Consider the following 26710-nt stretch of genomic DNA (forward strand, 5'->3'; position numbering starts at 1 on the left):
TCAGCAGCTTGAGACTGCCTACGCCGGTAGCAGGTAACGTCCTGCTGCCCGAAGCGTCTTGCTGTTCCAGGCGCTTACCGGCAAGCGCTTGAATAGCTCGCGAGCGAGCGGTTTATCGGTACGCGCGCACTTCAACAACATCGAATTAATGAAGCGATTACACACTTCAGGATACTGCGGGTGATCGCTGAACAGCGCGTAAGTCGTCAGTACGCTGTCGATCATGAAACGCAGGTTTTTGTAGGTGTTGGTGTCGTGTGTCCGGTACTTGGCGAGAACCGGCTCCAGCACATCAATGAAATAACCCGCCCGGGTTATCTTCAACGCGATATACAAGTCCTCAAGGCGGATTTTAGGGTCAAAGCCGCCAACCTTTTCGAGCGCCTCGCGCCGGAACAATAGCGTCGGTGCAGGTGCTCCGGGCTTGGTCTGCAGAAACACATCATCAAAATTCAGCCGCCGTGCCGGGCGCAGACGCTGACGATCCTTAACCTTGCTCTGTGCATCGATCTTTTCGATATTGCCGGCGCAAATACCGACCTCCGGAGCGTGCGCCATGTGCGCCACTTGCAGTGCAATGCGCTCGGCAACCATGACATCGTCCGAACCAAACGGCGCGATGAGACTGCCTTTGGACATCGCAATCGCGTCATTCAACGTGCTCGAAAGCCCCTGGTTTTTCTGCACCTTGAAGTAAAAGCCGTGCTGATTTTGCAATGCAGTGATGCGCTCTACGCTGTCATCGCTAGAGCCATCATCAATCACCAACAACTCGATATTCGTGTAAGTTTGATTGAGAACGCTGAGAATGCTTTCTTCAATGTACTGGCCATGGTTATAAGAGGCGATGATCACCGTAACCAGAGGGGATTCAGCGTTCTTATCCATGATTTGCAGGCTCCGGATTCAACGCCTGCTCGATCAGTTGCCGATAATTCTGCCGATAATCGTCAATCGAATGAGCGCGGCACAGGTACTCGTAAGCAGTGTTTCCCTTGGCCGTAAGCTCTTCAGCGCTAAGCTCAAGAACCCTGACCATTTGCTCAGCCAGCGCCGTGACATTCTTCACCGGGAAAATATAGCCGCCACTGTCTTCAAGGAGTGGTTTGAGGCTGTCGATGTCCGAGCCGATTACTGTCAAATGCCCGGCCATCGCCTCCAGCATCGCCAGCGGCAGGCCTTCCGAAAGCGACGGCATGACAAACACGTCGAAAGCCCGCACATACTGCAACGCATCATTACGGGCGCCCAACAGGTGCACACGTCCGGCCAGTTGCAACCGATTGATGGCGGCTTGCAGATCCGCGCGTGAACGTCCTTCACCGATAATCGCCAGTTGAGCGTTAGGGTAACGATCCTTGAGGGTGGCAAAGGCTTCGACCATATAGATCTGGCCTTTCACGGGAACCAGTCGACCAATCGTGCCGAACACGAAAGCCCCAGTTTCCAGAGCCAGCGCTTCACGCGCCTGCTCGCGAGACAACAGCAGGCGCTCCGCGCGCTGAATATCGATTGCGTTATTAATCTTCAAACTATTACGCGGCGTGAACCCTCCGCCACACCCCAGCAAGTACTCATGCACAGCGCGTGAAACGCCGACGACCCGCCAGTTGTCAGTGAGCAGCAGACGTGACTCAAAGCGCCGGTAAGCCCGGTCAAAATCACCAATACCGTGCTGCACGCCGATGCACAGCGGTATTTTCAGCCAACGATTAAGTAGCATCAGCATGTTCATGGACTTGAAGCGATGAGCAATCACCACATCAAACCCTTCTTCACGGCAGAACTGATAAAGCCGATGCATTGCCTTAAGTCGCAGCCCCTTGAGCTGCGACTGCGGAAAATCAAAATACACTGAGCGCGAAGCCACGCTATGCGGTTCACCTTCTCCAGGCGCGCCACGTAAAAAAGCTGTAACGACCTCAAAGCGATCCGCAGGCAAGCCCTTGATGATCTGTTCTGCAAGGTCCGATGCATTGACGTTGTAGCGCCCCTGAAGCTGCAGAACCTTGAGCTTACGTGACATTAACGCCCTCTCAGCAAGAGCTTGATCGCCTTGCGGGTATATGACCAATTGGCAATCAGGCGCCAGTCGGCGCGCAATGCATCTTTGTAGAACTCAAGCGCCGTATCTCGCTCGCCAGCGCTGTAAAACGTACGAAACAATGAAGCGCAGCGCTGCGCGACAAAACTGCGCTTAAGGTCCTGCAGTTCAGCTGGCATACGCTGCTCTGAAAACACCTCATCAACCAGCGCCAAGCCAGACTCACGGGCGAACTCCAGATTATGCCGCAGGCTTCCCGCGTGCTTGTGAATAAGCACCAGCGGTTGCTCGACTGTAGTACAGGAAAAACGCGCCAGCGCCTGAGCAAAGACGGGGATGTCTTCGGCGCTGCGAAAATTCTCGGGATAGACGCCGTGGGCAAAAATCTCACGGTGCATTGCACACGCGCCATTGCTCAGCACCACGGTCTTTTTCAGCAGATACGCCTGCACCCGCTCACGTGCACCGCCCGGGAAGCTCGACGCCGGACGCAGCCGCTGTTTGCCACTGTCGAATACTGACCAATAAGCACCTGCGACCATTCGGGTCGCCGGATATCCTTCGATATGCTGGGCCAGCACTGCAAGTGCGCCTGGCGCCATCTCATCATCAGCATCAAGGAAGATCAGGTACTGGCCTGAGGTTTCCTCGATGCCGCGGTTACGCGCTGAAGCGGAACCGCCATTGGCCTTGCTGATGACACGAAAACGCCCATTGTGCTTGGCTTGTAGCTGCTCAAGCACCTCTAAGGTCTGATCAGTGGAGCCATCATCGACCACCAGTAAATCGGCAGAGGCTTGATCCAGCTGAGCCACTACCGATTCCACTGCCCGCGCTATTTTTTCTGCATAGTTATAGGCGGGGATGACCACACTGAAAAGCGGTTCAGACACCGTCATACCAATCCATACCTTCCTTAACCACCAGGATATCTTCCATGATGAGGTACTGCAGGTCAGAGCCGTAGAACATGTTCAGCGCATCAGTCGGCGAGCAGATCATTGCTTCACCCCGGCGGTTAAGCGAGGTGTTCAGCGATACGCCATTGCCGGTGAGGTTTTCCAGCTCTTTCATCATGTCGTAGTAACGCGGGTTGTACTCACGCTTGAGTACCTGCGCACGCGAAGTGCCGTCTTCGTGAACCACTTCAGAGACGCGGGTTTTCCACTCGTCATTCACCTCAAAGGTGAAGGTCATAAACGGTGACGGGTGATCAACCTTGAGCATTTGTGTGCCGACCGTGTCGAGCATCGACGGGCAGAATGGGCGCCAGCGCTCGCGGAACTTGATCTGCTCGTTAATCCGGTTGGCAACGCCGGGAATGCTTGGGCAACCGACGATTGAGCGACCGCCCAAGGCGCGAGGACCAAACTCCATGCGCCCCTGGAACCAGGCAACGGGATTGCCATCGACCATGATCTTGGCGATGCGCTGCGGCATGTTTTCGATTTGCTTGAAGGTCGGCTTGCTCGGGTGCTTGGCGCACGCTGCAATCACATCTTCGTTGGAGTACGACGGGCCGAGGTAGACGTGTTCCATCTTCTCGACCGGAACCCCGAGCTTGTTCGACACGTACGCGGCGGCGCCAACAGAGGTCCCGGCGTCGCCGGAAGCAGGCTGAACAAACAGTTCTTTGACTTCCGGACGGGCGATGATCTTCTGGTTGAGCTTGACGTTGAGCGCGCTGCCGCCGGCATAGGCGATCTTGCCGGTTTCCTTGATGATGTCACCGAGGTAGTAATCCATCATCTGCAGGGCAAGTTTTTCAAACAGTGCCTGAATGCTTGCTGCGTAATGGATGTACGGATCGTCGGCGATATCGCCTTCACGCTTTGGCCCGAGCCAGTCGATCAGCTTCTTCGAGAAGTAGAAGCCCTTGCCATTCTCTTTGTAACGGCGCAGGCCGATTACGTTGGCGTACTCGGTGTTGATCACCAACTCGCCATTTTCAAAGGAAGCCAAACGCGACAGGTCGTACTTGGACGCATCGCCGTATGGCGCCATGCCCATGACCTTGAATTCGCCGTCGAGCATCTCGAAACCGAGGAACTCGGTCATCGCGCCGTAAAGGCCGCCGAGCGAATCCGGGTCGTAGAATTCTTTGATCTTGTGGATCTTGCCATTCTCGCCGTAGCCGAAGAATGTAGTGGCGTACTCGCCCTTGCCGTCGATTCCAAGGATCGCCGTCTTCTCGGTGAAGCCCGAGCAGTGGTAGGCACTGGAAGCATGTGCCAGGTGGTGTTCAACGGCTTCGATCTTGACCTTCTTCAGGTCAAAGCCGAGCTGTTCCAGACACCATTTGATCTTGGTGCGGTAGCGTTTGTAGCGACGGTTGCCAGTAAGAATCGCATCGAGTGCGCGATCCGGCGCGTACCAGTAACGCTTGGCGTAGTGCCAACGGGCTTTGTCGAACAGGCTGATCGGGGCAAACGGAATGGCCACCACATCGACGTCCGCCGGCTTGATACCCGCCTGCTCCAAACAGAACTTGGCCGACTCGTAGGGCATGCGGTTCTTAGCATGCTTGTCGCGTACAAAGCGCTCTTCTTCAGCGGCCGCCACCAGCTTGCCATCGATATAAAGTGCTGCCGATGGATCGTGGCTAAGCGCGCCAGAAAGTCCAAGAATCGTCAGTGCCACAGGGAAAACCTCTTTAAAGCTGCTGAGTACTCAACGCTCAGCGGTTATTTAATGACCCAGCTCCAATCGGGAGCAATCGCTGCCGGCATCAATGCTCGGGCAGCTCAGAGGTCTTGGGTATACGTTGGTCGAGCAGTTGATACAACTCACTTTGCTGCGGCCAGTTACGCAGAAATCTGGCCCTGTCACGGCTGTAAGCGCCGGAAAAACTGTGGGCGCTGCTGTGCTGCTGCATGGCGTCCAGATCAATCAACAACCAGCGGCCATCTTGCCAAAGCACGTTAGTCCCTTTGAGATCTCCGTGACTAATACGTTCGCGCAACATTGCACTAAACAGTTGATCCAGCGCAGCCAACTCGGCATCAGATGGCCTGGCCGCTGAGCCAGTCGCTTCGGCATAAGGCCTGAATCGGCTGATTATATCCTCACCTGAGCAATGCTCGGTAACCAGATAAGCGCCACGGCGCAACCAGAGCGTCCTGCGCTCGACAATCGCCAGTGGGCGCGGCGTACCGATGCCGAGGAAATCGAGGCGGTTTCCCTCCTGCCAGCTATGCCAGGCGCGGCTTGGACGCCAGAAACGCTTGAGCCAGTGGAAGAAACCTTTGATGTTGTAACGCTTTATAACCAGCGACCGTCCGGCAAGCTCAATTTGCGCAACGGTTGAGGAACCGCCGAGTTTAAGTGCCTGGCCTTCTGCTATCGCGCTGTCGAGGCGGCTCAGTACTGGCGCAAGATTTTCGACCTCTTCGCGGCGAACCACCTGCAAAATGGCGGCGCTACTGCGCGTACAAAACAACGTGCAGTCTCGACCGATTTTCTTCAAGTAGTCGCGCAAACGCCAGCGACGAACCCTGGCAACCTCTTTGAGTAGCGCCTCCAGCGGCAATGCATGCTCGCCATTGACCAGCAGATAATGCACCAGCAACTCTTCAATCGAGTCATCAATCGCCGCAGGCAACTGGGCGAAAAACACCCCGAGATTGCTCAGCACCTTGTCGCGGGGCAGAGCCTGACCCGACTGCTCTGCGCGCACACCGCCGCCATCAATCAGATACAACTGGCCTTCGCGGCGCATCAAGTTGTCGAGATGCAAATCGTCCTGCCAAAGGCCCTTTAGATGCAGGCGTGCGATCACCTCCAAAGCCTCGCCCAGCAGCGTTTGCTGGGCGTCACTGAGCAATGGCTGCGCGCTAAGCGCCTGCCACTCATCGCCGAGGTTTTGTGCATTGTCGAGAAACTCAAACAGCAGCCAGCCGCCTTCGCCCGGACGAAAGCCATGTTCGAGCAACTGCGGGGTTTGCATGCCTTGCGCTGCGAGCAACTGCGCACCCGCCAGCTCTTGCTGATAGTTGCGCTCGGCGCTGGAGCCGACCAGTAACTTGGCAAGCACTTCACGCCCGGCCCAACTGGCTTTGCCAACGTAACGCTTGTTGGGCAATACGCGCAGGGTGCTCAGCAGCTGTAAGGGCTGCGCGGTGGCGCCCTGCACTTGCAGCGGCAACTCAAGCGTGCGGCCGGCATGCTGCAGATCAGTCAGCTTCATACGTTGCTAACCCGTGCTACACACTGTTGTCCGCCACAGAACAGATGTTTAGGCGTTGTTGGCGAGCATGGCAAACCAAGATCAATCACTCGCGGCCCTCGAAAAAATTGATGATGCGCCACAGGTACTTCTTGTCCCGTGCGTCTAACTTGTCGTGCCCGCAGTACTGCAAATAAAAACGCAGGCGCTGGGTACGGGTGAGGTGATACTTGGCAACCTTATCAAGGCACGCCAGATCCTTGATGATCCGGTAGCGCAGAAAAGGCCCCCACCAAAAGCTACCAGCAGGACAGTCGATGAGAAACAGTTCTTTCGCATCATTTACCAGCAAATTACGCCATTTTAAATCATTATGAGCGAAGTTGTGCTCATGCAGCGTACGCGTGGCGTCTGCCAGTTGAGCGCTGACGGTTGCAACCCACGCACCATCACGCAAGCACGGGGCATTGCGCTGCGCCAGCTGGGCCATGTCCTCGGTGGCTGGCAACTCGCGGGTAATCAACGCACCACGGCTAAACGCCCAGCCTTTGCGCTCCAGGCCAAAGCCGACGACGGGCGCAGTCGGCACCCCCCACTTGATGAAGTGCTTGAGGTTTTGCCACTCAGCCTTAACCCGCGGACGCCCGATAAACCGGCGCAGGCCTTTACCCGCGCCGAGATAACGCTTGATGTAATATCGCTGGCCGTCCAGTTCGCAAAGAATCACCTCGGAGAGCGGGTCACGGGTAATTTCGCGGCCCTGAGTTGCAAATACCGCTTCTAAACTCGCAAATGCCTGAACTTCAGCAGGTGTTGCGCCTTCACTCAGACGCCACTCACTCATTGCCAGCCCCCGGCGCGTATTTGCGTGCGTAACGCTGCATCAGCTTGTCAGCCTTGCGCTGCAACCACGCCAGTAGCGGCGCTTCATCGCGCAGAATCTGACGCAACGAAGGCGCAGCAGAAGCGCTGCGAAAGTAGGCTTTGAGAAAACGTAATTTGTCGCGCTCGGTCAGGCCGATATTCAATGCAGAGAAATACAATCCAGCCAAATCCTTATTGCGCCAGCGCACTGGGGTGGCGCTGCGTACCTGAGCCCGGTGTAAATCGATCACCGAGAGCCTGAAATCATCAAAGCGAACGGCCTTGTCGGTGTGCAGCAAAAAGTGGCAAATGTAACAGTCACGGTGGTTAACCCCGGCGCGGTGCATTTCGCCAAGCATCTGCCCCACTCGCTCGATCAGTGCGCGCTTGAGTTTTACCTCGGGCGGGTTTTGCGGCCAATCGAGGCTGTAATCTTCCAGACTCTCGGTCGGCGCCAGTTCTTCGGTGATGATGAATGAATGCTGCGCTGCCGGATTATTACCGCGCTCGCCAAACGCCACAGCGGTCATGGTCGGCACGCCGACTTGCTGCAAACGCGAGATCGCCTGCCACTCCTGACGAGCGCCAAGCACCGGCAGCTTGGCGGTGGATAAGTTCTTGAAGATTTCACCCCAGCCTATGCCACGGTGAATCTTGACGAAATAGCCCCGCCCCGCGACTTCTGTGCGCAGCGTGCGGCGCCCTTCCAGCTCACGGTAAACCTGGCCTTGCAACTGCTCGACCTCAACAAACGGATCTTTGCTGGCCCACAGGCTTTTGAATGGCTCGTTAAGCATTAACTTCATGAACGCTCCGCAAGAATCACATCGGCAGCATATTGCGGCATGCTGTAAAGGTCGGCGGAGTCCGCAAAAGCTAGGCCATTGCGCTGCCACAACGTACGCTGCGGGGCATCGGCGAGCATTTCAGCGAGCATTTTATTCAGCGTGTCCTGCTTGAATGGGCTGGGCACAACGCGCCCGGCATCGGCTTCGGCGATGTAATGGGCGTAGCCACACACATCGGTAACCAACACCGGCAAGCCGGCCACCACGGCCTCAAGCAACACCGTGCCGGTATTCTCGTTGTATGCCGGATGAATCAATAAGTCAGCGCCCAGCAGGAAGCGCGGAATATCGCTGCGACCCTTGAGTATCTGCACCTGATCGGACAGACCCAACGCCTTGATCTGTAGCAGGAACGGTTTAGGGTCATCCTGCCCAATAACAATCAGCCGGGTGCGCTTGCGCAATTCGCGCGGCAATCCAGCTAACGCCTTGAGGCTGCGGTCCAGCCCCTTGGTCTTGAAGCCCGAGCCAATCTGCACCAGCAGCAGGTCATCATCCGCCAGTTTGAACTCCTGCCTGAATTGCCGACGAATTTCACCAGCATTGGCCGGCGCACGTCTGTCGGCGGTAATCCCCGGCGGCAGCAGATGGAAACGCTCAGCCGGCGTCCCGTAGTGCTTGACGAATAGCGGCTGCTGAACCTCGGATATCATCAGAATCTCGGTCTTCGACTCGGGCGCAAAAACAGCGCGCTCGTAATCGGCAAAGTGTTTGTAGCGGCCCCACTTGCGGTAAATCGAGTTGCGCAAGTTTTGCGCCTTGTCTTCAAAGCAGCCGTCGGCGGCGTAATAGACATCCAGCCCGGGCATCTTGTTGAAGCCAACTACACGATCAACCGGACGCTTGACCAGATCGGCCTTGACCCAGGCGGTGAGCTTCTCGTTGCGCTTGTGATTGAACAGCGCCCTGACAGGCACCACGACCACTTCAAAACCGGCGGGTATTTCGCCTTCCCAGATCGGTGTATACACCCGAATATTGTGCCCGCGTTGCTGGCATTCAAGGGCAATGCGCATGAAATCGCGCTGCAATCCGCCGAACGGAAAGTATTTGTAGAGGATGAACGCCAACTGCATCAGACCGGCTCCTGCTGTGACAGTAATTGCTCCAGCGCAGCGACAACCTGCGGCGGCTTGAGATCATCGAAACACGGCTGGTTACGATCACCTTTGCCTGCATTCGGGCCGCTGGCACACAGATGCACCTGCGAGCGACCATAAGCGCCAACGCGCCCAGGCAGCGTGGGGCCGTACAAAGAAATACTCGGCACATCGAGCGCGGCGGCCAGATGGCCGAGCCCGGTGTCCACTGCGACACAGGCCTTGGCGCCGGCAATGACCCGCGCCACACCGGCCAGATTCAGCTTGGGCAATACCGCCGCGTTTTCCAAACCGACAGCGATACGCTCGGCGCGGGCTTTCTCCACCTCGTTACCCCAAGGCAGGCGGATGGCAAAACCCTTGGCACTCATTTGCTCGGCCAGTTGCCGCCAGTAGGCCTCCGGCCAGTGTTTGCTGGCCCACGTGGTGCCGTGCAGGAACAGCAAATAAGGCTGCTCGACCACACCGGCCATCTTCTGACGATCAAGGCCGTAATCACCCAGCCCGTCAGGCAACTGATAACCCAGCGCCTGGGCAAACAATTGGCGAACACGCTCCAGCGCATGCTGCTCACGGGGCACCGCATAGAGCTTGTCGTAAAAGCGGCAGGCAATCGGCTCACGCGCAGAGTTACGGTCCAGCCCCGCCACAGGTGCTTTGACGTAGCGTGTCAGCAGCGCACTTTTCAGCAAGCCCTGCGCATCAATCACCAGATCGTAGGGCGCCTCACGCAGGCGCGCCTTGAATCGGCTCCATTCTCCGTTCCTGAGGGTTTGCATCAGGTTCTTGCGCCAGCGTCGGATTGCCACCGGAATCACCTGCGCAACAGCCGGATGCCACGCAGGAATCTCGGCAAAGCCCTCTTCCACCACCCAGTCAAACTGAATACCGGGAATAGCCCGCGCCGCGTCAGTGAGCGCAGGCAGGGTGTGGATAACATCGCCAAGCGATGACGTTTTAATTAACAGAACCCGCACTATTGAACCTCGACCGGATCAGCCACCAGGCGCTCAAGTGCCTCAACCACCGGACGCGGCTTGAGCTCACGCAAGCAATTGTAGTGACCAAAACGACAGGTACGGTCGAAGCATGGACTGCATTCAATACCCAAGCGGACAACCTCGACCTGATCCGCCAATGGCGGGGTGAACTGCGGCGAAGTTGAGCCATAAACAGCAACCAGCGGCCGGTTCAATGCCGCGGCCACATGCATCAGGCCGGAGTCGTTCGACACCACAGCAGCGGCGCATGACATCAAATCTATTGCCTCGGCCAGGCTGGTTTCGCCGGCAAGGTTCATCGCCTCTTCGCGCAGGCCCGGAATCAGCCGCGCACGAATTTCTTCGCCAACGGCATGATCATTCTTCGAGCCGAACAGCCAGACTTGCCAGCCAGCGCGGATTTTCAATTCGGCGACCTTGGCGTAGTGCTCACTCGGCCAGCGCTTGGCTTCGCCAAACTCGGCGCCTGGACACAGGGCCAGCACCGGCCGGTCGAGCATCAGGCCGAACTTGCCAAGCGCACTCTCGCGGCTGGCAGGATCGATTTGCAGCAATGGCTGCGGATACGGCTTGACCAGTTCAGCGCCTGGCTCATAGGCCAGCGCCATAAAGCGCTCGATCATCAACGGGTAGCGTTCTTTATCGAGAATCCGCACGTCGTTGAGCAGGCCGTAGCGCATCTCGCCCTTCCAGCCCGTGCGCACTGGAATACCGGCAAAGAACGGCACCAGTGCCGACTTCAGCGAGTTGGGCAACAAAATTGCCTGGTCATACTGACCGGCCAGTGACTTGCCGATTTTGCGCCGGGTTTTAAGCTCCAGCACGCCATGCCCCAGCGGAAAGCTGAGCGCCTTGCGCACTTCGGGCATGCGCTCAAGAATCGGCCGACTCCAGTCAGGCGCCAAAACATCGATTTCGGACTCGGGATAACGCTGCTTGAGACACTGAAAAAGTGTCTGCGCCATCACCATGTCGCCCACCCAGCTTGGACCTACGATCAGTATTTTCATGCTTATTCCAGAAACGATCAGGGAGGCTCACGCCTCCCTATCACTCTAATTCATCAGCGAATCGCTGCCAAAACAGCGACGCGCGAGGGCGGGCCGAGTGAAACCGCCCGCCTGATTAGCTGTTAATCAGCGAATCACTTGCTTACCAGCGTGCGCCAGTCTGCGTGCGCGGCTGTTTTGCCGGTCACCAGATCAAAGTAGGCGGTTTGCAGTTTTTCAGTAACCGGACCACGGCGGCCCGCACCGATCTGACGACCATCCACTTCGCGGATTGGCGTTACTTCTGCAGCTGTACCGGTAAAGAACGCTTCATCGGCGATATACACCTCATCACGGGTGATGCGTTTCTCGATTACCTTCAGGCCCTGTTCTTCAGCCAGCGTGAGGATGGTATTGCGGGTGATCCCGTTGAGGCACGAAGTGACTTCCGGGGTGTAAACCACGCCATCCTTGACCAAAAAGATGTTCTCGCCCGAACCTTCGGCCACATAGCCTTCGGTGTCGAGCAGCATGGCTTCGTCGGCACCACCGGAGATCGCTTCCTGCAGGGCTAGCATCGAGTTGATGTAGTTACCGTTGGCCTTGGCGCGCGTCATCGAGATGTTCACGTGGTGACGGGTGAACGAGCTGGTACGCACTTTAATGCCGACCTGCAGGGCTTCGTCGCCCATGTAGGCGCCCCAGTCCCAGGCGGCAACAATCACCTGAACCTTGAGGCCGCTGGCGCGCAGACCCATGCCTTCAGACCCGTAAAACACCATCGGACGGATGTAGGCGCTTTTCAGGTTGTTTTCGCGCACGGCTGCGCGCGTAGCTTCGTTGATCTCTTCTTTGCTGAACGGCATCTTCATGTTCATGATGTGCGCAGAATCGAACAGACGATCAGTGTGAGCCTGCAAGCGGAAAATCGCCGTGCCCTGAGGGGTATCGTAGGCGCGCACACCTTCAAACACGCCCATGCCGTAATGCAGGGTGTGGGTCAGTACATGGGTTTTCGCGTCACGCCACGGCACCAGTTCGCCGTCATACCAGATCACACCATCACGGTCGGACATCGACATAGTTGCAAGCTCCTCAATTCGATTGGTACAGACTGTTCGTACTCACCTGCCCGGTGGCGCAAACCACCCGACAGGCCAACATTCATTCAGGCTCAGCTCAGACCCAGCGTCTGCCAGATACGCATCACGCTGCGCCGTTGCTCATGAAACTGATCGCCACTGACTACTCCCGGCTGCTTCTGCAGCGCTTGCCGGTGAGCCGCTGAGCGATAGGTCTTGTAGGCCTCTTGCAACAGGCCGACATATTCACTTGCCAGCACGCCTATTTGCTCAAGCCCCTCCAATATGCGGATATTGTCAGTGAACTCGAGCAATGACGGGTGCTCGTGCGACCACGCCAAGGCCGCGTATTGCACCATAAATTCAATATCGACGATACCTCCCGCATCCTGCTTGAGGTCGAAGGCTTGCGCGGCGTCAAAGGCATTATCAGCCATACCGGCCTGGGTGGCGCGCGTCCCCAGATTGTCGCGCATCTTCGCGCGCATCTCACTGACCTCGGTGCGCAATTGCGCCAAGTCGCGTTCACGGCCCAAAACAGCGCCGCGCACAGTCTCGAATTTCGCCGCCACATCTTCACAGCCCACCAGTACCCGGGCACGCACCAGCGCCTGATGCTCCCAGGTCCAGGCCTCGTTTTCCTGATACCGCTGAAAGGCCCCAAGCGAGCTGACCAGCAGGCCAGAGGCTCCGGAAGGCCGCAGACGCATATCCACTTCATAGAGTTGGCCAGAGTTGGTTTGCGTGGTTAGCAAGTGAATAATCCGCTGGCCAAGGCGGGTGAAAAACTGCGCGCTGTCGATCGACTTGGGCCCATCGGTTTCAGCTTGTGGGTCGCCATCGTGGATAAACACCAGATCCAGATCCGAGCCGTGGCCAAGCTCGATACCGCCAACCTTGCCGTAGCCGACAATTATGAAACCGGGATCACAATACGTGCCGTCGATACGTTTAGGCGTGCCGTATTTTTGCTGGGTATGGCGCCAGGCCAGCGCCAGCACTTCCTCAAGAATGGCTTCGGCCAGCCAGGTCAGATAATCACTGACCTTCATCAGTGGCAGCGTTCCGGCAATCTCCGAAGCGGCTACACGCAACCGATGCGCCAACTTGAAGTGGCGCAACGCCTCCATCTGCTGCTCAAGATCATCTTCGGGAATTCGCATCAGCCGTTCGCGCAACTCGGCAACCAGTTCAGGCGCCTGCGGCGGGCTGAACAAGCGCCCTTCGTTGAGCAACTCATCGAGCAGCAACGGGAACCGGGTGATCTGTTCGGCAATCCACGGGCTGCCAGCACAAAGCGTGAGCAGGCGCTGCAAGGCACCGGGGTTTTCGGTGAGCAACACCAGATACGCCGAACGCCGGGCGACGGCCTCGATTAAAGGCATGACCCGCTCAAATACTAAATCCGGATTGTCATGCTCTGCAGTCTGGGCCAGCAGGCGCGGGATGAAGGCATCGAGCCGCTCACGCCCCAGACGCTGCATGGCGCGCACCTGATTACTGCTGCGCAGACCAATCAAGCGCTGCCACGCCGACTGCGCATCGGCAAAGCCTGCCTCAGTCAGCTGTCGGCAAGCGGACTCCTCATCCTGCGAATCTTCCCAGAGCGGAATCCAGTCACCGCCAACAACCTCATCGGCATCGATACTTTCGTCTTCATCGGGGTCGGCAATAACCTGACGGAAATGCCAGTCGATCCGCCCACGCCAGTGCATCAGGCAATCATGAAATGCCTGCCAGCTATCAAAGCCGACTATTAATGCAACCCGCGCACGATCGCGGTCATTATCCGGCAGCATCTGCGTTTGCCGGTCATCAATGGCCTGCAAGGCGTGCTCGGTGTAGCGCAAGAACTCATAACCCTGACGCAGTTCATCGGTGACCGCTGCCGGCAAGTAGCCCTGCCCTTCCAATGTTGCCAGCACCTTGAGCAGCGGTCGTTGCTGCAAGCTGAGATCGCGGCCACCGTGAATCAGCTGGAAGGCCTGAGCGATAAATTCGACCTCGCGAATGCCGCCAGAGCCGAGCTTGATATTGGCCGCCATGCCTTTGCGCCGCACTTCCTGCTGAATCAGCTGCTTCATGCTGCGCAGCGCTTCAATCGCCGAGAAGTCCAGATAGCGGCGATAGACGAAAGGCCGCAACATTTCCAGCAGTTGCGCGCCAGCGGCCAGATCACCGCCCACCACGCGCGCTTTGATCATGGCGTAACGCTCCCAGTCACGCCCCTGATCCTGATAATACTGTTCCAGCGCATTGAAGCTCAGCACCAGCGCGCCCGACGAGCCGTAGGGGCGCAAGCGCATGTCAGTACGGAACACAAAACCATCAACCGTAATCGCATCCAGCGCCTTGATCAGTCGCTGGCCGAGCCGGATAAAGAACTCCTGATTATCCAGCGAGCGCTTCACGCCTTCCGTTTCACCGCCCTCGGGATAACCGAAGATCAGATCGATATCGGAAGACAAATTCAGTTCGTGCGCGCCCAGCTTGCCCATGCCGAGAATGACCATGTGCTGCGCTTGCCCGGTACGCCGCCCGATTGGCGTGCCGAATTGCTCGCAATGCCCGACATAGAGCCACTGATAGGCCAGATCAATACAGGCGTCCGCCATATCTGAAAGATCGGCGCAGGTTTCCTTGAGGTCGGCCTGGCGGCTGATGTCGCGCCAGATAATCCGCACCTGCTGGCGGGCACGGAAGCGCCGCAAGCGGCTGCCCAAATCGTCTTCACTGGCGCAATCGGCCAGCCAGTCCTGCAACTGCTGGCGCATTTCACCGCCAGCCTTGCGCCGTTCAAGTTCACCGTCATCGGCCAGTTGCAGGAGCATGTGTGGATCACGCAGGCTTTGTTGCAAAACAAAATCACTGGCCGCCATCACGCGGCGCAGCGCTTCCAGGCGCTCAGCGGGCCAGGCAGCAAATTGCGCCAGGGCGCTATCACCCAACTCGGCCACGGCTGTACGCATGGATTGTTCGGCCGCAAGGGCAACCGATTGCAAAGAAACAGGTAAAGAGACCAGCACGGGCAAGCTCATGGTCTATCCTTTTTGTCGAGTTGTGAGCGCCAGTATTTATCACTGAACCCCTTGCAAACAGGGGCTTACGCTCAGAACGCAGTAATTAAATTGTAGTTTTGCTACTAAAGTTTGTAAGCAAAGGGCTGAAATTCGCGCAAATATGTAGTAAAACTACACAGCGCCGGTCCTACCCCCGGTACACCCAAGAATTGATGTGGCCCACTCACGAAGCCGGCCACGCATCCTGGCATCCGATTCTGGAAGCCTTTGAGCCCTGGAGCAAGCCATGCAAGACCTCGATCCCGTCGAAACCCAGGAATGGCTGGACGCCCTTGAGTCAGTCCTCGACCAAGAGGGTGAAGACCGCGCACATTACCTGATGACCCGTCTGGGTGAACTGGCAACGCGCAGCGGTGCACAGCTGCCTTACGCGATCACCACGCCTTACCGCAACACAATCCCGGTAACCCACGAAGCACGCATGCCTGGCGACCTGTTCATGGAACGCCGCATTCGCTCGTTGGTTCGCTGGAACGCAATGGCAATGGTGATGCGCACCAACCTGACCGACCCCGATCTAGGTGGCCACATTTCCAGCTTCGCCTCCAGTGCGACGCTGTATGACATCGGTTTCAACTACTTCTTCCAGGCGCCGACTGATGAACACGGCGGCGACCTTATCTACTTCCAGGGCCATGTTGCGCCAGGCATTTATGCCCGTGCCTTCATGGAAGGCCGGATCAGCGAAGAGCAGATGATCAACTTCCGTCAGGAAGTCGACGGCAACGGCCTGTCATCTTATCCACACCCTTGGTTGATGCCTGACTTCTGGCAGTTCCCGACCGTGTCGATGGGCCTTGGCCCGATTCAGGCGATCTACCAGGCGCGCTTCATGAAGTACCTGGAAGACCGTGGTTACATCCCTGCTGGCAAGCAGAAGGTTTGGTGCTTCCTGGGCGACGGCGAATGTGATGAGCCGGAATCGCTCGGCGCCATTTCGCTGGCTGGCCGCGAGAAGCTCGACAACCTGATCTTCGTTATCAACTGCAACCTGCAGCGCCTCGACGGCCCGGTTCGCGGCAACGGCAAGATCATTCAGGAACTCGAAGGCGTATTCCGCGGTGCACAGTGGAACGTCAACAAGGTTGTATGGGGCCGCTTCTGGGACCCACTGCTGGCAAAAGACACCGACGGCCTCCTGCAGCGCCGTATGGATGAAGTGATCGACGGTGAATACCAGAACTACAAGGCCAAAGACGGCGCCTTCGTTCGCGAACACTTCTTCAACTCGCCAGAACTCAAGGCGATGGTTGCCGACCTTTCCGATGACGAAATCTGGAAGCTCAACCGTGGCGGCCACGACCCGTACAAGGTCTATGCGGCTTACCACGATGCGGTCAACCACAAAGGTCAGCCAACCGTCGTTCTGGCCAAGACCATCAAAGGTTACGGTACCGGTGCTGGCGAAGCCAAAAACACCGCGCACAACACCAAGAAGGTGGACGTCGACAGCCTGCGCAAATTCCGCGATCGCTTCGACATCCCGGTCAATGACGATCAACTGGAAAACCTGCCGTTCTTCAAGCCGGAAGAAGGCAGCGCCGAGGCCAAATACCTGTCCAAGCGCCGCGAAGCACTGGGCGGTTTCGTGCCGCAGCGCCGCGCCAACAGCTTCAGCATTCCAACGCCGCCACTCGACACTCTGAAAGCAATTTTGGATGGTTCGGGCGACCGTGAAATTTCGACCACCATGGCTTTCGTGCGGATTCTCGCGCAACTGGTCAAGGACAAAGAACTCGGCCAGCGCATCGTCCCGATCATCCCGGACGAAGCCCGTACCTTCGGTATGGAAGGCATGTTCCGTCAGCTTGGTATCTACTCGTCTGTAGGCCAGTTGTACGAGCCGGTCGATAAAGATCAGGTGATGTTCTACCGCGAAGACAAGAAAGGCCAGATTCTCGAGGAAGGCATCAACGAAGCCGGCGCGATGTCCTCGTTCATCGCCGCGGGCACCAGCTACAGCTGCCACAACCAGCCGATGCTGCCGTTCTACATCTTCTACTCGATGTTCGGTTTCCAGCGTATTGGCGACCTGGCCTGGGCCGCTGGCGACAGCCGCACCCGTGGCTTCCTGATCGGCGGTACTGCTGGTCGCACCACGCTCAACGGTGAAGGTCTGCAGCACGAAGACGGTCACAGCCACATCATGGCGGCGACCATTCCGAACTGCCGCACGTTCGATCCAACCTACGGCTACGAGCTGGCGGTGATCATCCGTGAAGGCACGCGCCAGATGATGGAAGAGCAGCAGAACATCTTCTATTACATCACCGTGATGAACGAAGCCTACCAGCAGCCAGCCATGCCTGAAGGTGCCGAAGAAGGCATCATCAAGGGCATGTACCTGCTCGAAGAAGACAGCAAAGAAGCCGCGCATCACGTCCAGCTTCTGGGTTCCGGCACGATCCTGCGTGAAGTTCGCGAAGCGGCGAAAATCCTCCGCGATGAGTTCAACGTGGCATCTGATGTCTGGAGCGTGACAAGCTTCAACGAACTGCGCCGCGATGGCCTGGCTGTGGAGCGTCGCAATCGCCTGCACCCGGAGCAGAAGCCAGAGCAGTCATATGTCGAGCAGTGCCTGACTGGCCGTAAAGGCCCGGTTATCGCCAGCACCGACTACATGAAGTTGTTTGCTGACCAGATCCGCCAGTGGGTCCCAAGCAAAGAGTACAAAGTGCTCGGCACCGACGGTTTCGGCCGCAGTGACAGCCGCAAGAAGCTGCGCCACTTCTTCGAAGTCGACCGTAACTGGGTCGTGCTGGCAGCTCTTGAAGCCTTGGCAGACCGCGGTGATATCGAACCTAAAGTAGTGGCTGAAGCCATTGCCAAGTTCGGCATCAACCCTGAAAAAATCAACCCACTGGACTGCTAAGGAGCGAAACGATGAGTGAATTGATTCGCGTACCCGACATCGGCAGCGGTGAGGGTGAAGTTATCGAGTTGTTCGTCAAGGTCGGCGACCGCATTGAAGCCGACCAGAGCCTTCTGACCCTTGAGTCTGATAAAGCCAGCATGGAAATCCCGGCGCCTAAAGCCGGGGTTATCAAAAGCATCAAGGTCAAGCTGGGCGACACCCTGAAAGAAGGTGACGAACTGCTTGAGCTCGAAGTAGAAGGCGCCAGCGAAGCACCTGCCAAAGAAGCCGAGCCTGCCGCACCTGCGCAGGAAGAGGCTAAAGCAGAGACCAAGGCTGAGGCACCTGCTCCGGCAGCGGCTGGCTCCAGCGTTGAAGAAGTGCGCATTCCGGACACCGGTTCAGATGCCAAGGGCAAGATCATCGAGATCTTCGTCAAGGCCGGCGACACCATCGAAGTTGATCAATCGTTGATCACCCTCGAATCGGACAAAGCCAGCTTTGAAGTGCCGTCCCCGTCTGCGGGCGTGGTTGAGAGCGTTGAGGTCAAACTTGACGACGAAGCCGGCACCGGCGACCTGATCCTCAAACTGAAAGTGGCAGGCAGCGCTGCACCGGCTGCGGCCGCCGCCAGTGAGCCTGCCAAAGCACCCGCCGCCGCGCCTGAAAAAGCAGCTGCTCCGGCCAAGGCTGCGGGTTCTTCGGTTGAAGAAGTTCGCATCCCGGACACCGGTTCAGATGCCAAAGGCAAGATCATCGAGATCTTCGTCAAGGCCGGCGACACCATCGAAGTTGATCAGTCGCTGATCACCCTCGAGTCGGACAAAGCCAGCTTTGAAGTGCCATCGCCGTCTGCAGGTGTGGTGGAAAGCGTTGAGGTCAAACTCGACGACGAGGCCGGCACCGGCGACCTGATTCTCAAGCTGAAAGTAGCGGGCTCTGCTGAAAGCGCACCTGCTGCTGAGCAAGCGCCTGCTGCCGCGCCTGAAAAATCCCCGGCGAAGGCTCCAGCTCAAGCGCCTGCGGCATCAGCACCAGCACCGGCTGTTTCACCGGCAGCCAAAGGCGCGAAAGTGCACGCAGGCCCGGCAGTGCGTCAGCTCGCTCGCGAGTTTGGCGTTGAGCTTGGTGATGTGCCTGGCACGGGCCCTAAAGGTCGTATTCTCAAAGAAGACGTGCAGGTTTACGTCAAGTCGATGATGAACAAGGCCAAACAGGCGCCTGCGGCGGCAGCGGCTACTGGCGGCGCTGGTATCCCAGCGGTTCCGGCAATCGACTTCAGCAAGTTTGGTGAAATCGAAGAAGTTCCGATGACGCGCCTGATGCAAATTGGCGCTGCCAACTTGCATCGCAGCTGGCTGAACGTGCCTCACGTCACCCAGTTCGACTCGGCAGATATCACCGAGCTGGAAGCCTTCCGCGTTGCGCAGAAAGCGGTCGCGGAAAAGGCCGGCGTCAAGCTGACCGTGTTGCCACTGCTGCTCAAGGCTTGTGCTTACATGCTTAAGGAAATGCCGGACTTCTGCAGCTCGCTCGCGCCTAGCGGCAAAGCGTTCATCCGCAAGAAGTACGTGCACATCGGCTTCGCTGTAGACACCCCGGACGGCCTGCTGGTACCGGTTATCCGTGATGTTGATCAGAAGAGCCTGTTGCAGCTTGCAGCCGAAGCAGCAGACCTTGCTGACAAGGCCCGCAACAAGAAACTGTCGCCGGATGCCATGCAAGGCGCCTGCTTCACCATTTCCAGCCTCGGTCACATTGGCGGCACCGGTTTCACACCGATCGTCAACGCCCCTGAAGTTGCGATTCTGGGTGTCAGCAAAGCCACCATGCAGCCGGTCTGGGATGGCAAAGCTTTCCAGCCAAAACTGATGCTTCCGCTGTCTCTGTCCTACGATCACCGCGTGATCAATGGCGCTGCTGCAGCCCGTTTCACCAAGCGCCTCGGCGATGTGCTGGCGGATATCCGCACCATGTTGCTGTAACGCTACCCTGTTGTACCTATCGAGCATGCCACGCTCGTTCCTCAGCCCCGCCTATTGGCGGGGTTTTTTATGGGCTATTTATCAATTATGGCGTCGAGCGCCGCACACTCTGAACAGTTGAGTTTTGCCGTTTTGCTTGGCGTGATGGCGGTCAACCACGCCGGATACGATGTGCGAGATACTTGAAATCAAGACCAGACAGACACGACCACGCCAACAGCGTGATTTTTTACAGAGCACCGCAAGGGCTCTAGCCCGTGGATGACTGGGAAAGGGTCTTGCAGAGGAAACATTCGGCTAAACATATTCCGCCATGCGCCACCTCTGACAACTGCACTATTGTTGAGACCTTCTGCCCCACAGTGACGTGGGAAGCCAATTTGTTTGGCCAGCATATGGAACGTGAAGCCAGCATGAGAAATGTCCCAAGATCGCTATTAGATCCGCCTACAGTGAAAGCTGCGCCGCCTGAAGTATCACCGGGGCTGGATATCATCAGCTTTGAACGGCGGAACCTGAAAACCTGGCCGATGCTCAGCATTGATAACGCCTGCAAAAACAAGCTGGGGCTATCGGCCGCGCAACTCTGCACAGACGCCAATCAGCAACAACCGCCCACGGCGTTCGCCAGCCTGATGGACTCGGATACGCGCGAGCATCTGCATAAGGTGATTCAGGAACAGTTGCAGCAACAGTCGCTTTATCTGGTGAGCTACACCGTGAATACCGCCAATGGCCAACTGCATCTCAAGGAGCGGGGAGAGCTGATCGTGCAGGACGGGCAACCGGTTTTACGCGGTTACCTGTTGATCGACCTGCCCCTGACGCCCGAGCTTGGCAGTTGGCCAGTCCAGTTTCGGGATGTTGAGCGAAGCCCACGCGCCGTGGTGATCTTCAACAAAAACGCGCACATCGAATACGTGAATCCCGATTTCACCCGCATGACCGCGTACACGGCGGCCGAAATGCACGGGCAACCCATTCGCCAGCTGATTGCCGCAGACGCAGAGAGCCAGGCACTGGATATCGAGGCGCATTTCAACGCCCGCAATAACTGGCAGGTGGAGTTCAATTGCCGGCGTAAAGATCAGCTGCCGCTCAGGTGTCTCCTGTCGGTTTCCAGACGTATCAGCGCCTGTGGTCGCTTCACCTACTATGTAGGCACCTATGAAGACGTGGGTGAGCACCACAACGAACAGGAAAACATGGACAAGCTGGCGTTCACCGACCCGCTTACCGGGCTGGATAATCGCTACGGCTTTTTCCGCGAGCTGGAGCAGCATTGCGCAAACAGCGGCAGAACTGTACTTGGCCTGCTGCTGGTGGATATCGATAACTTCAAGCGCATCAATGACAGCATGGGCAATGACGCGGGCGATCAATTATTGGCCAGCCTGGCCGAACGGTTGCGCAGCAGCGTCACTGGCAACTGCGTGATGGCGCGCATCGCCAGCAATGAATTTGCCATCCTGCTCGACGGTTTCAGTACCCGCCAGTGTCAGGCGATTGGCTTGCAGATACTGCACACGCTGGAGATGCCGCTGACGCTGGACAACCAGCAGATAGGCGTGACTGCATCCATTGGTCTGGCCATAGATACCGGCACCCAAACCAAGCCGCAGGCACTGATGCGACATGCCGGGCTGGCGCTGCATAAAGCCAAGGCCAATGGCAAAAATCAGCTCCAAACCTTCACCCCCGAGCTGCATACCGCGGCAGACTACAAGCAGTTCGTCGAAAACAACCTGCGCCTCGCACTGGGCCAGGATGCGCTAAAGGTTTTCTACCAGCCCAAGTTTTGCCTGAAACGCGGCCGTTTGGTGGGTCTGGAAGCGCTGTTACGTTGGTATCACCCGCAGAAAGGCCTGATCAATCCCGATCAGTTTATTGGCGTCGCCGAAGAGACAGGAATGATCGTGTCCATCGGCAAATGGGTCGCGCGTCAGGCCTGCAAAATGAGTGCGCAGCTGCGCGATGCCGGATTCGCCGATTTGCCGATTGCGATAAACATGTCGCCGCGCCAGTTTGCTGATCCGGATCTGGTCGACTGCTTGAAGTCGATTCTCATGCAAGAACAAATGCCGGCGAAATTGCTGGAAATAGAACTCACCGAGAACCTGCTGCTGGAAGCCACCCACAGCACCCACACGCAGTTGGCCCAGCTCAAACAACTGGGAATCACGCTGGCCATGGATGACTTTGGCACCGGCTACTCATCGCTCAGCTACCTGAAGAAATTCCCGATTGATGTGATCAAGATCGACCGCAGCTTCATCAAGGATATTCCGCAGAGCAAAGACGACCGCGAAATCACTTCAGCCGTCATCGCCATGGCCCACAAGCTCAAACTTACAGTCGTTGCCGAAGGCATCGAGACTCAGGCGCAATTGAAGTTTCTCCGTGACCAGCGCTGCGACATTGGCCAGGGCTACTTGTTTGACCCGCCCATATCCGGCAGCACACTTATCACCCACTTACAGCACTACACTACGACGCCCAAACGCTAGACAAGACAACCGTGCAGACGCCGCCAAACCTGCAGTACACTGGTCGATGAATAATCCGCATGTAACGCCACGCCAATGCAGTGGTCTACTTGCAGACAGACACATAGATTGAGGGATGGCACATGGTTCTGCGCTCGCAAATTCTGGCTCACAAACTTGAGCTGCCTACGGCCGAACAAGCATTGCCGGGGCGCGATACCCCGCTAGCAGTGCCCGACGCCCACTATGTCAATGGCAACCCGTTGCAGGCGCCCTTCCCGGCTGGCATGCAAATGGCCATTTTCGGCCTCGGTTGCTTCTGGGGAGCCGAACGGCGCTTCTGGCAACAACCTGGCGTTTACACCACCGCAGTGGGTTACGCGGGCGGCCATACGCCGAACCCGACGTATGAAGAAACCTGCTCGGGCCTCACCGCGCACGCGGAAGTTGTGCTGGTGGTTTTCGACCCGAAACTAACCAGCTACCCGGCGCTGTTGAAAGTGTTCTGGGAGTCGCATAACCCAACGCAAGGCATGCGTCAGGGTAATGATCAGGGCAGCCAATACCGCTCAGCCCTGTATTGCTTCAATGAGGAACAACTGGAACAGGCCGAAACCAGCAAGCAGGTTTACCAGGCAGAACTCGACAAGGCCGATGCCGGGCAAATCACCACCGAGATCGCTATGGCGCCGACGTTCTATTACGCCGAGATCTACCATCAGCAGTATCTGGCGAAGAACCCGGGAGGCTACTGCGGGATTGGCGGCACCGGTGTCTGCCTGCCAGCGTAACTGATAGCGCGCGCCCGCTTCGGGCGCGTACCTGCTACAGCGCACTCAGCTCAAGACCTGCACAAAGGCTTGAGCTGAGCGTGCCGAGATTACTCGGCGATCAGCCAGTCCAGACGCCAGCTGCTTTCACTTTGAGCCAGTCGTTTGGCAAGCCAGGGCAGAATTTGGCGCAGCTCGTCTTCCAGCCCCCAAGGCGGGTTACTGATGACCAGACCAGAGCCGTTAAGGCGCTGAGCGTCATCGCCCGGATGCACGAACAACTCTGCGCGCAGCAACTTCGGCGCGTTGCTCTTGCTCAAGTCGTTGTAGAAGCGGCGTAACTGGCGCTCATCCTTGATCGGATACCAGATGGCGACGATAGCCTGACGCATACGACCAATCGCATCATTCAAGGACTCAACACAGCGCTCCAACTCATCGGCCTGCTCAAACGGCGGATCGATCAGCATCACCATGCGTTTTTCCTGAGTAGGCAACAGCGCGCGCGGCACATACCAGCCCTCCCCAAGATGCACGGCTGTGCGCCGGTCATGCGCCATGTTCTCTTTCAGCAAGCGACCGTCTTCAGGGTGTTTTTCGTTGAATTGCAGGCGATCCTGCTCACGACTCAACTGGCGGGCCAACTCGGGCGAGCCCGGGTAGTAACGCAACTGACCGTCCGGGTTCATCGCCCGCAGCACACCGAAGTACTCATTGAACGCCGCCGGCAGATCATCCGCCTCCCAGAGCCGGCCAATGCCGTCACGCCATTCACCGGTGCGGGTAGCCTGATCGGCCGTCAAATCGTACAAGCCAAGACCAGCATGGGTGTCGAGGTAGGCGTAAGGCGCCTCCTTGCGAGACAGCAACAGCAACAGACGGCTGAGCACCAGGTGCTTGAGAACATCGGCGTGGTTGCCGGCATGGAAGGCGTGACGGTAATTCATGAAAAGGCTCCTTGAAGCCCGATAGTTTAACCGTTTGCTGAGTTTTCGCCTTGCCTGTTTGGCTGCAAAACCGATGAGCGCAGCGTCTGGACAACATCAAGAGCCCGCGACTTAAGTCGTAAAACTGCGGAAAAATTGGCATCACCCGCACAACTGCCGTTATGGTTTAGCCCGCCAAAAGACGGACCTGCGATGAGAACACTGCCTGACACACTGCCCAAACACTCAATTTTCGTTGCCCTGCTGGCGGGTGCCAGTGCACTGATGGTGGTTCACGGCCTCGGCCGTTTTGCCTACACACCGCTGCTTCCCTACCTGGTAAGCGATGGCCTGCTGACGCTGGAACAAGGCGCGCGGGTGGCGACCTCAAATTACATTGGCTATCTGCTTGGCGCCCTGCTCGCACTGATTCTGCATGCGCCGCAGCGAATGCGTATCGCCCTGCCATTGGCGCTAATCGTGAACACCTTGGTAACTTTTGCGCAGGTAGGTGCTGATTCTTACCAAAGCCTGCTCTGGCTGCGCCTCGCCAACGGCATCAGTAATGGCGTGGTGTTTGTGCAAGCACCTGCATTGGTACTTGAATGGCTGGCCCAGCACCAGCGCACGAGGCTGAGCGGCCTGATCTATCTGGGCCTCGGCGGCGGCTTGTTACTGTCCAGCGCTACCGTTTCCTGGCCCGCACAATGGCTCAGCGGTGCGGCGCGATGGTGGCCGATGGCGTTGCTGAGTATTCCGCTGGCAATTCTGAGCATCGTGCTGCTCAGGCGCCTGACGATCCAGCCGCAAGCAAACACTCATACACAGAGCCGTACATCGCTGTTCGACCGCGCCAGTATTCCACTGTTTCTGGCGTATACCGGGGCCGGGCTGGGCTACATCCTGCCGATGACGTTCTTGCCGTCACTTGCCCGCGAGCAACTGCCCGCCAACGACCCATTGCTGAGTGGCGCCTGGGTCTGGACCGCAACAGCCAGCCTGGTTTCGATAGCCTTGTGGAATAGCCTCGGCGCTCGCTTAGGTGATCGCCGCGCGCTGGTGTGCAATTACGCAGCGCAGGCATTGGGCGCCGCTGCACCGATGATATGGCCGGGCGCATTCGGTATCGTGATGTGTGGCGTGCTGGTGGGCGGCAGCTTTATCGGCACGGTTTTCCTGACTCAGCGTCTGGCCCGCACCCTGCACCCGCATCAGGGCCCGCGCCTTTCCGCAGCACTGATTGCCCTGTATGGCGCCAGCCAACTACTGGGGCCGTGGATTTGCGCGCAGGCGCTGGAGAGCGGCGCCACGCTCACTCAGTGCTTCGGCATTGGTGCCGGTGCGCTGCTTTGGGGGTTATGCTGGACGTTAATGATTCCGCGTACAAAGGATGCAACCTGATGAGCCTGACCGAACTGCTTGGGGTAAAACTGCCGATTATCCAGGCGCCGATGGCGGGCGCCCAAGACCATCGTCTGGCGGCAGCTGTATGCCAAAGCGGCGCACTCGGCTCCTTGCCTGCCGGCATGCTCGACGCAAATGCCTTGCGTCGCGAACTAACAGCCCTGCAGGCGCTCACAGACGCGCCCTGCAACGTCAACTTCTTCTGCCATCAAATGCCGGCCGCCGACCCGGTTCGCGAACAACAATGGCGCGAGCTGCTCCAACCATTTTTCACCGAGTACGCAATCGATCCTGAAAACATTCCTGCCGGCGCCAGCCGCCTGCCCTTCAGCAGCGAAATGGCCGATGTGCTGGATGAGTTGCGCCCTGCCGTGGTCAGCTTTCACTTTGGCCTGCCGGCTCCTGAGTTGCTGGCACGGGTAAAAAGCAGCGGCGCCAAAATTCTCGGTTGCGCCACGACAGTTGCCGAAGCGCGTTGGCTTGAAGCACGAGGCGTGGATGCGATTATTGCTCAGGGCCTCGAGGCTGGCGGACATCGCGGAATCTTCCTCGACATGGACCTCAGCACCCAACTCAGCACGCTGGCAATGGTTCCGCAGATTGTTGCCGCCGTCAGCATTCCGGTGATCGCTGCCGGCGGAATCAGCGATGCCGCCGGCGTAAGCGCGGCGATGCAACTGGGCGCCGCAGGCGTTCAGGTTGGCAGCGCCTACCTGCTCACGCCCGAGGCAACCATCAGCAACGTACATCGCGCTGCCCTGCAAAGCCCCGACAGCGCTAAAACAACACTAACCACCCTGTTCAGCGGTCGCCCGGCACGCGGAATCGTCAATCAACTCATTCGCACAGTAGGCGCGCAGCCTGACCAGGCACCTGAATTTCCGCTGGCCAGCGCCGCCATTGCGCCGCTGCGCAGCGCAGCCGAGAAGCTCGGGCGTAGCGACTGCTCACCGCTCTGGGCCGGGCAAAACCTGATGGGTTGCAAGGCCGTGCCCGCCGCGCAGATCACTGCGGCTTTGGCTGCAGGATTAAGCATGTGAAGCTTTATCACGCCAATTGATAATGCTGGGCAGAGCGGATGCGCCTGCCTAGACTCGGCCTCATTAACAGGA

General features: G+C 57.8%; 19 protein-coding genes. 6 read left to right on the plus strand and 13 right to left on the minus strand.

Going from position 1 to position 26710, the window contains the following annotated elements; translation table 11 throughout:
- Positions 1-18 precede the first annotated feature (18 nt).
- The 12 genes from PMYSY11_RS19695 to glnE all read right to left on the minus strand — a co-directional run bounded on the left by PMYSY11_RS19695 (position 19) and on the right by glnE (position 15131).
- Positions 19-888 (minus strand): glycosyltransferase, encoded by an 870-nt coding sequence (locus tag PMYSY11_RS19695; protein ID WP_150547795.1) that lies wholly within the window; start codon positions 886-888, stop codon positions 19-21.
- Entirely contained in the window at positions 881-2026 is a 1146-nt protein-coding gene (locus PMYSY11_RS19700; RefSeq protein WP_150547796.1) for a glycosyltransferase, read from the minus strand. Before PMYSY11_RS19700 ends, PMYSY11_RS19695 begins: the two co-directional genes overlap by 8 nt.
- Positions 2026-2943, minus strand: a complete 918-nt coding sequence (locus PMYSY11_RS19705) for a glycosyltransferase family 2 protein (protein WP_172970639.1) — start codon at positions 2941-2943, stop codon at positions 2026-2028. The genes PMYSY11_RS19700 and PMYSY11_RS19705 overlap by 1 nt, the downstream gene beginning before the upstream one ends.
- Complete coding sequence (locus tag PMYSY11_RS19710) at positions 2930-4684, minus strand: carbamoyltransferase family protein (protein WP_069898563.1); 1755 nt, start codon at positions 4682-4684, stop codon at positions 2930-2932. Before PMYSY11_RS19710 ends, PMYSY11_RS19705 begins: the two co-directional genes overlap by 14 nt.
- A gap of 88 nt (positions 4685-4772) precedes the next feature.
- Positions 4773-6230, minus strand: a complete 1458-nt coding sequence (locus PMYSY11_RS19715) for a lipopolysaccharide kinase InaA family protein (RefSeq protein WP_150547798.1) — start codon at positions 6228-6230, stop codon at positions 4773-4775.
- Between the two features lie 85 nt (positions 6231-6315).
- A complete protein-coding gene (locus tag PMYSY11_RS19720) occupies positions 6316-7053 on the minus strand; it encodes a lipopolysaccharide kinase InaA family protein (RefSeq protein ID WP_150547799.1) in 738 nt (245 codons plus the stop codon).
- Positions 7046-7879 (minus strand): lipopolysaccharide core heptose(I) kinase RfaP, encoded by an 834-nt coding sequence (gene rfaP, locus PMYSY11_RS19725; protein ID WP_150547800.1) that lies wholly within the window; start codon positions 7877-7879, stop codon positions 7046-7048. Before rfaP ends, PMYSY11_RS19720 begins: the two co-directional genes overlap by 8 nt.
- Positions 7876-8997: a glycosyltransferase family 4 protein gene (locus PMYSY11_RS19730; RefSeq protein WP_150547801.1), complete on the minus strand. Its 1122-nt coding sequence runs from the start codon at positions 8995-8997 to the stop codon at positions 7876-7878. The genes rfaP and PMYSY11_RS19730 overlap by 4 nt, the downstream gene beginning before the upstream one ends.
- Complete coding sequence (waaC, locus tag PMYSY11_RS19735) at positions 8997-9998, minus strand: lipopolysaccharide heptosyltransferase I (protein WP_150547802.1); 1002 nt, start codon at positions 9996-9998, stop codon at positions 8997-8999. The genes PMYSY11_RS19730 and waaC overlap by 1 nt, the downstream gene beginning before the upstream one ends.
- Positions 9998-11032: a lipopolysaccharide heptosyltransferase II gene (gene waaF, locus PMYSY11_RS19740; protein WP_069898328.1), complete on the minus strand. Its 1035-nt coding sequence runs from the start codon at positions 11030-11032 to the stop codon at positions 9998-10000. The genes waaC and waaF overlap by 1 nt, the downstream gene beginning before the upstream one ends.
- A gap of 134 nt (positions 11033-11166) precedes the next feature.
- Positions 11167-12093, minus strand: a complete 927-nt coding sequence (gene ilvE / locus PMYSY11_RS19745; RefSeq protein WP_069898329.1) for a branched-chain-amino-acid transaminase — start codon at positions 12091-12093, stop codon at positions 11167-11169.
- Between the two features lie 92 nt (positions 12094-12185).
- Positions 12186-15131: a bifunctional [glutamate--ammonia ligase]-adenylyl-L-tyrosine phosphorylase/[glutamate--ammonia-ligase] adenylyltransferase gene (gene glnE, locus PMYSY11_RS19750; RefSeq protein ID WP_150547803.1), complete on the minus strand. Its 2946-nt coding sequence runs from the start codon at positions 15129-15131 to the stop codon at positions 12186-12188.
- A 268-nt stretch (positions 15132-15399) separates the two neighbouring features.
- Between glnE and aceE the strand changes: the two genes are divergently transcribed.
- The 4 genes from aceE (at position 15400) to msrA (ending at position 23289) form a co-directional block, all read left to right on the plus strand.
- A complete protein-coding gene (gene aceE, locus PMYSY11_RS19755; RefSeq protein WP_150547804.1) occupies positions 15400-18045 on the plus strand; it encodes a pyruvate dehydrogenase (acetyl-transferring), homodimeric type in 2646 nt (881 codons plus the stop codon).
- Positions 18046-18056: 11 nt separating this feature from the next.
- Complete coding sequence (gene aceF, locus PMYSY11_RS19760; protein WP_150547805.1) at positions 18057-20012, plus strand: dihydrolipoyllysine-residue acetyltransferase; 1956 nt, start codon at positions 18057-18059, stop codon at positions 20010-20012.
- A gap of 413 nt (positions 20013-20425) precedes the next feature.
- Positions 20426-22519 (plus strand): putative bifunctional diguanylate cyclase/phosphodiesterase, encoded by a 2094-nt coding sequence (locus PMYSY11_RS19765; RefSeq protein ID WP_420830066.1) that lies wholly within the window; start codon positions 20426-20428, stop codon positions 22517-22519.
- Positions 22520-22641: 122 nt separating this feature from the next.
- Positions 22642-23289, plus strand: a complete 648-nt coding sequence (msrA, locus tag PMYSY11_RS19770; protein ID WP_150547807.1) for a peptide-methionine (S)-S-oxide reductase MsrA — start codon at positions 22642-22644, stop codon at positions 23287-23289.
- Positions 23290-23378: 89 nt separating this feature from the next.
- Here msrA and PMYSY11_RS19775 read toward each other — a convergent pair whose 3' ends face one another.
- Positions 23379-24215, minus strand: coding sequence for a 23S rRNA (adenine(2030)-N(6))-methyltransferase RlmJ (locus tag PMYSY11_RS19775; RefSeq protein ID WP_069898334.1), 837 nt, complete (start codon positions 24213-24215; stop codon positions 23379-23381).
- Between the two features lie 192 nt (positions 24216-24407).
- Here PMYSY11_RS19775 and PMYSY11_RS19780 point away from each other — a divergent pair, with 192 nt between their 5' ends.
- Positions 24408-25595 (plus strand): YbfB/YjiJ family MFS transporter, encoded by a 1188-nt coding sequence (locus tag PMYSY11_RS19780; protein WP_150547808.1) that lies wholly within the window; start codon positions 24408-24410, stop codon positions 25593-25595.
- Positions 25595-26638 (plus strand): NAD(P)H-dependent flavin oxidoreductase, encoded by a 1044-nt coding sequence (locus PMYSY11_RS19785; protein WP_150547809.1) that lies wholly within the window; start codon positions 25595-25597, stop codon positions 26636-26638. The genes PMYSY11_RS19780 and PMYSY11_RS19785 overlap by 1 nt, the downstream gene beginning before the upstream one ends.
- The last annotated feature ends 72 nt before the right edge of the window (positions 26639-26710 follow it).

The organism is Pseudomonas marincola, assembly GCF_900682675.2.
Classification (GTDB): domain Bacteria; phylum Pseudomonadota; class Gammaproteobacteria; order Pseudomonadales; family Pseudomonadaceae; genus Aquipseudomonas; species Aquipseudomonas marincola.

Bases quoted from the DNA above. Each gene is read 5' to 3' on its own strand.
- PMYSY11_RS19720 (WP_150547799.1), bottom strand. From the start codon at position 7,053: ATGAGTGAGTGGCGTCTGAGTGAAGGCGCAACACCTGCTGAAGTTCAG.
- PMYSY11_RS19775 (WP_069898334.1), bottom strand. From the start codon at position 24,215: ATGAATTACCGTCACGCCTTCCATGCCGGCAACCACGCCGATGTTCTC.
- PMYSY11_RS19730 (WP_150547801.1), bottom strand. From the start codon at position 8,997: ATGCAGTTGGCGTTCATCCTCTACAAATACTTTCCGTTCGGCGGATTG.
- PMYSY11_RS19695 (WP_150547795.1), bottom strand. From the start codon at position 888: ATGGATAAGAACGCTGAATCCCCTCTGGTTACGGTGATCATCGCCTCT.
- PMYSY11_RS19785 (WP_150547809.1), top strand. From the start codon at position 25,595: ATGAGCCTGACCGAACTGCTTGGGGTAAAACTGCCGATTATCCAGGCG.
- glnE (WP_150547803.1), bottom strand. From the start codon at position 15,131: ATGAGCTTGCCCGTGCTGGTCTCTTTACCTGTTTCTTTGCAATCGGTT.
- PMYSY11_RS19700 (WP_150547796.1), bottom strand. From the start codon at position 2,026: ATGTCACGTAAGCTCAAGGTTCTGCAGCTTCAGGGGCGCTACAACGTC.
- PMYSY11_RS19780 (WP_150547808.1), top strand. From the start codon at position 24,408: ATGAGAACACTGCCTGACACACTGCCCAAACACTCAATTTTCGTTGCC.
- PMYSY11_RS19705 (WP_172970639.1), bottom strand. From the start codon at position 2,943: ATGACGGTGTCTGAACCGCTTTTCAGTGTGGTCATCCCCGCCTATAAC.
- aceF (WP_150547805.1), top strand. From the start codon at position 18,057: ATGAGTGAATTGATTCGCGTACCCGACATCGGCAGCGGTGAGGGTGAA.
- msrA (WP_150547807.1), top strand. From the start codon at position 22,642: ATGGTTCTGCGCTCGCAAATTCTGGCTCACAAACTTGAGCTGCCTACG.
- ilvE (WP_069898329.1), bottom strand. From the start codon at position 12,093: ATGTCGATGTCCGACCGTGATGGTGTGATCTGGTATGACGGCGAACTG.
- PMYSY11_RS19765 (WP_420830066.1), top strand. From the start codon at position 20,426: ATGAGAAATGTCCCAAGATCGCTATTAGATCCGCCTACAGTGAAAGCT.
- aceE (WP_150547804.1), top strand. From the start codon at position 15,400: ATGCAAGACCTCGATCCCGTCGAAACCCAGGAATGGCTGGACGCCCTT.
- PMYSY11_RS19715 (WP_150547798.1), bottom strand. From the start codon at position 6,230: ATGAAGCTGACTGATCTGCAGCATGCCGGCCGCACGCTTGAGTTGCCG.
- rfaP (WP_150547800.1), bottom strand. From the start codon at position 7,879: ATGAAGTTAATGCTTAACGAGCCATTCAAAAGCCTGTGGGCCAGCAAA.
- waaF (WP_069898328.1), bottom strand. From the start codon at position 11,032: ATGAAAATACTGATCGTAGGTCCAAGCTGGGTGGGCGACATGGTGATG.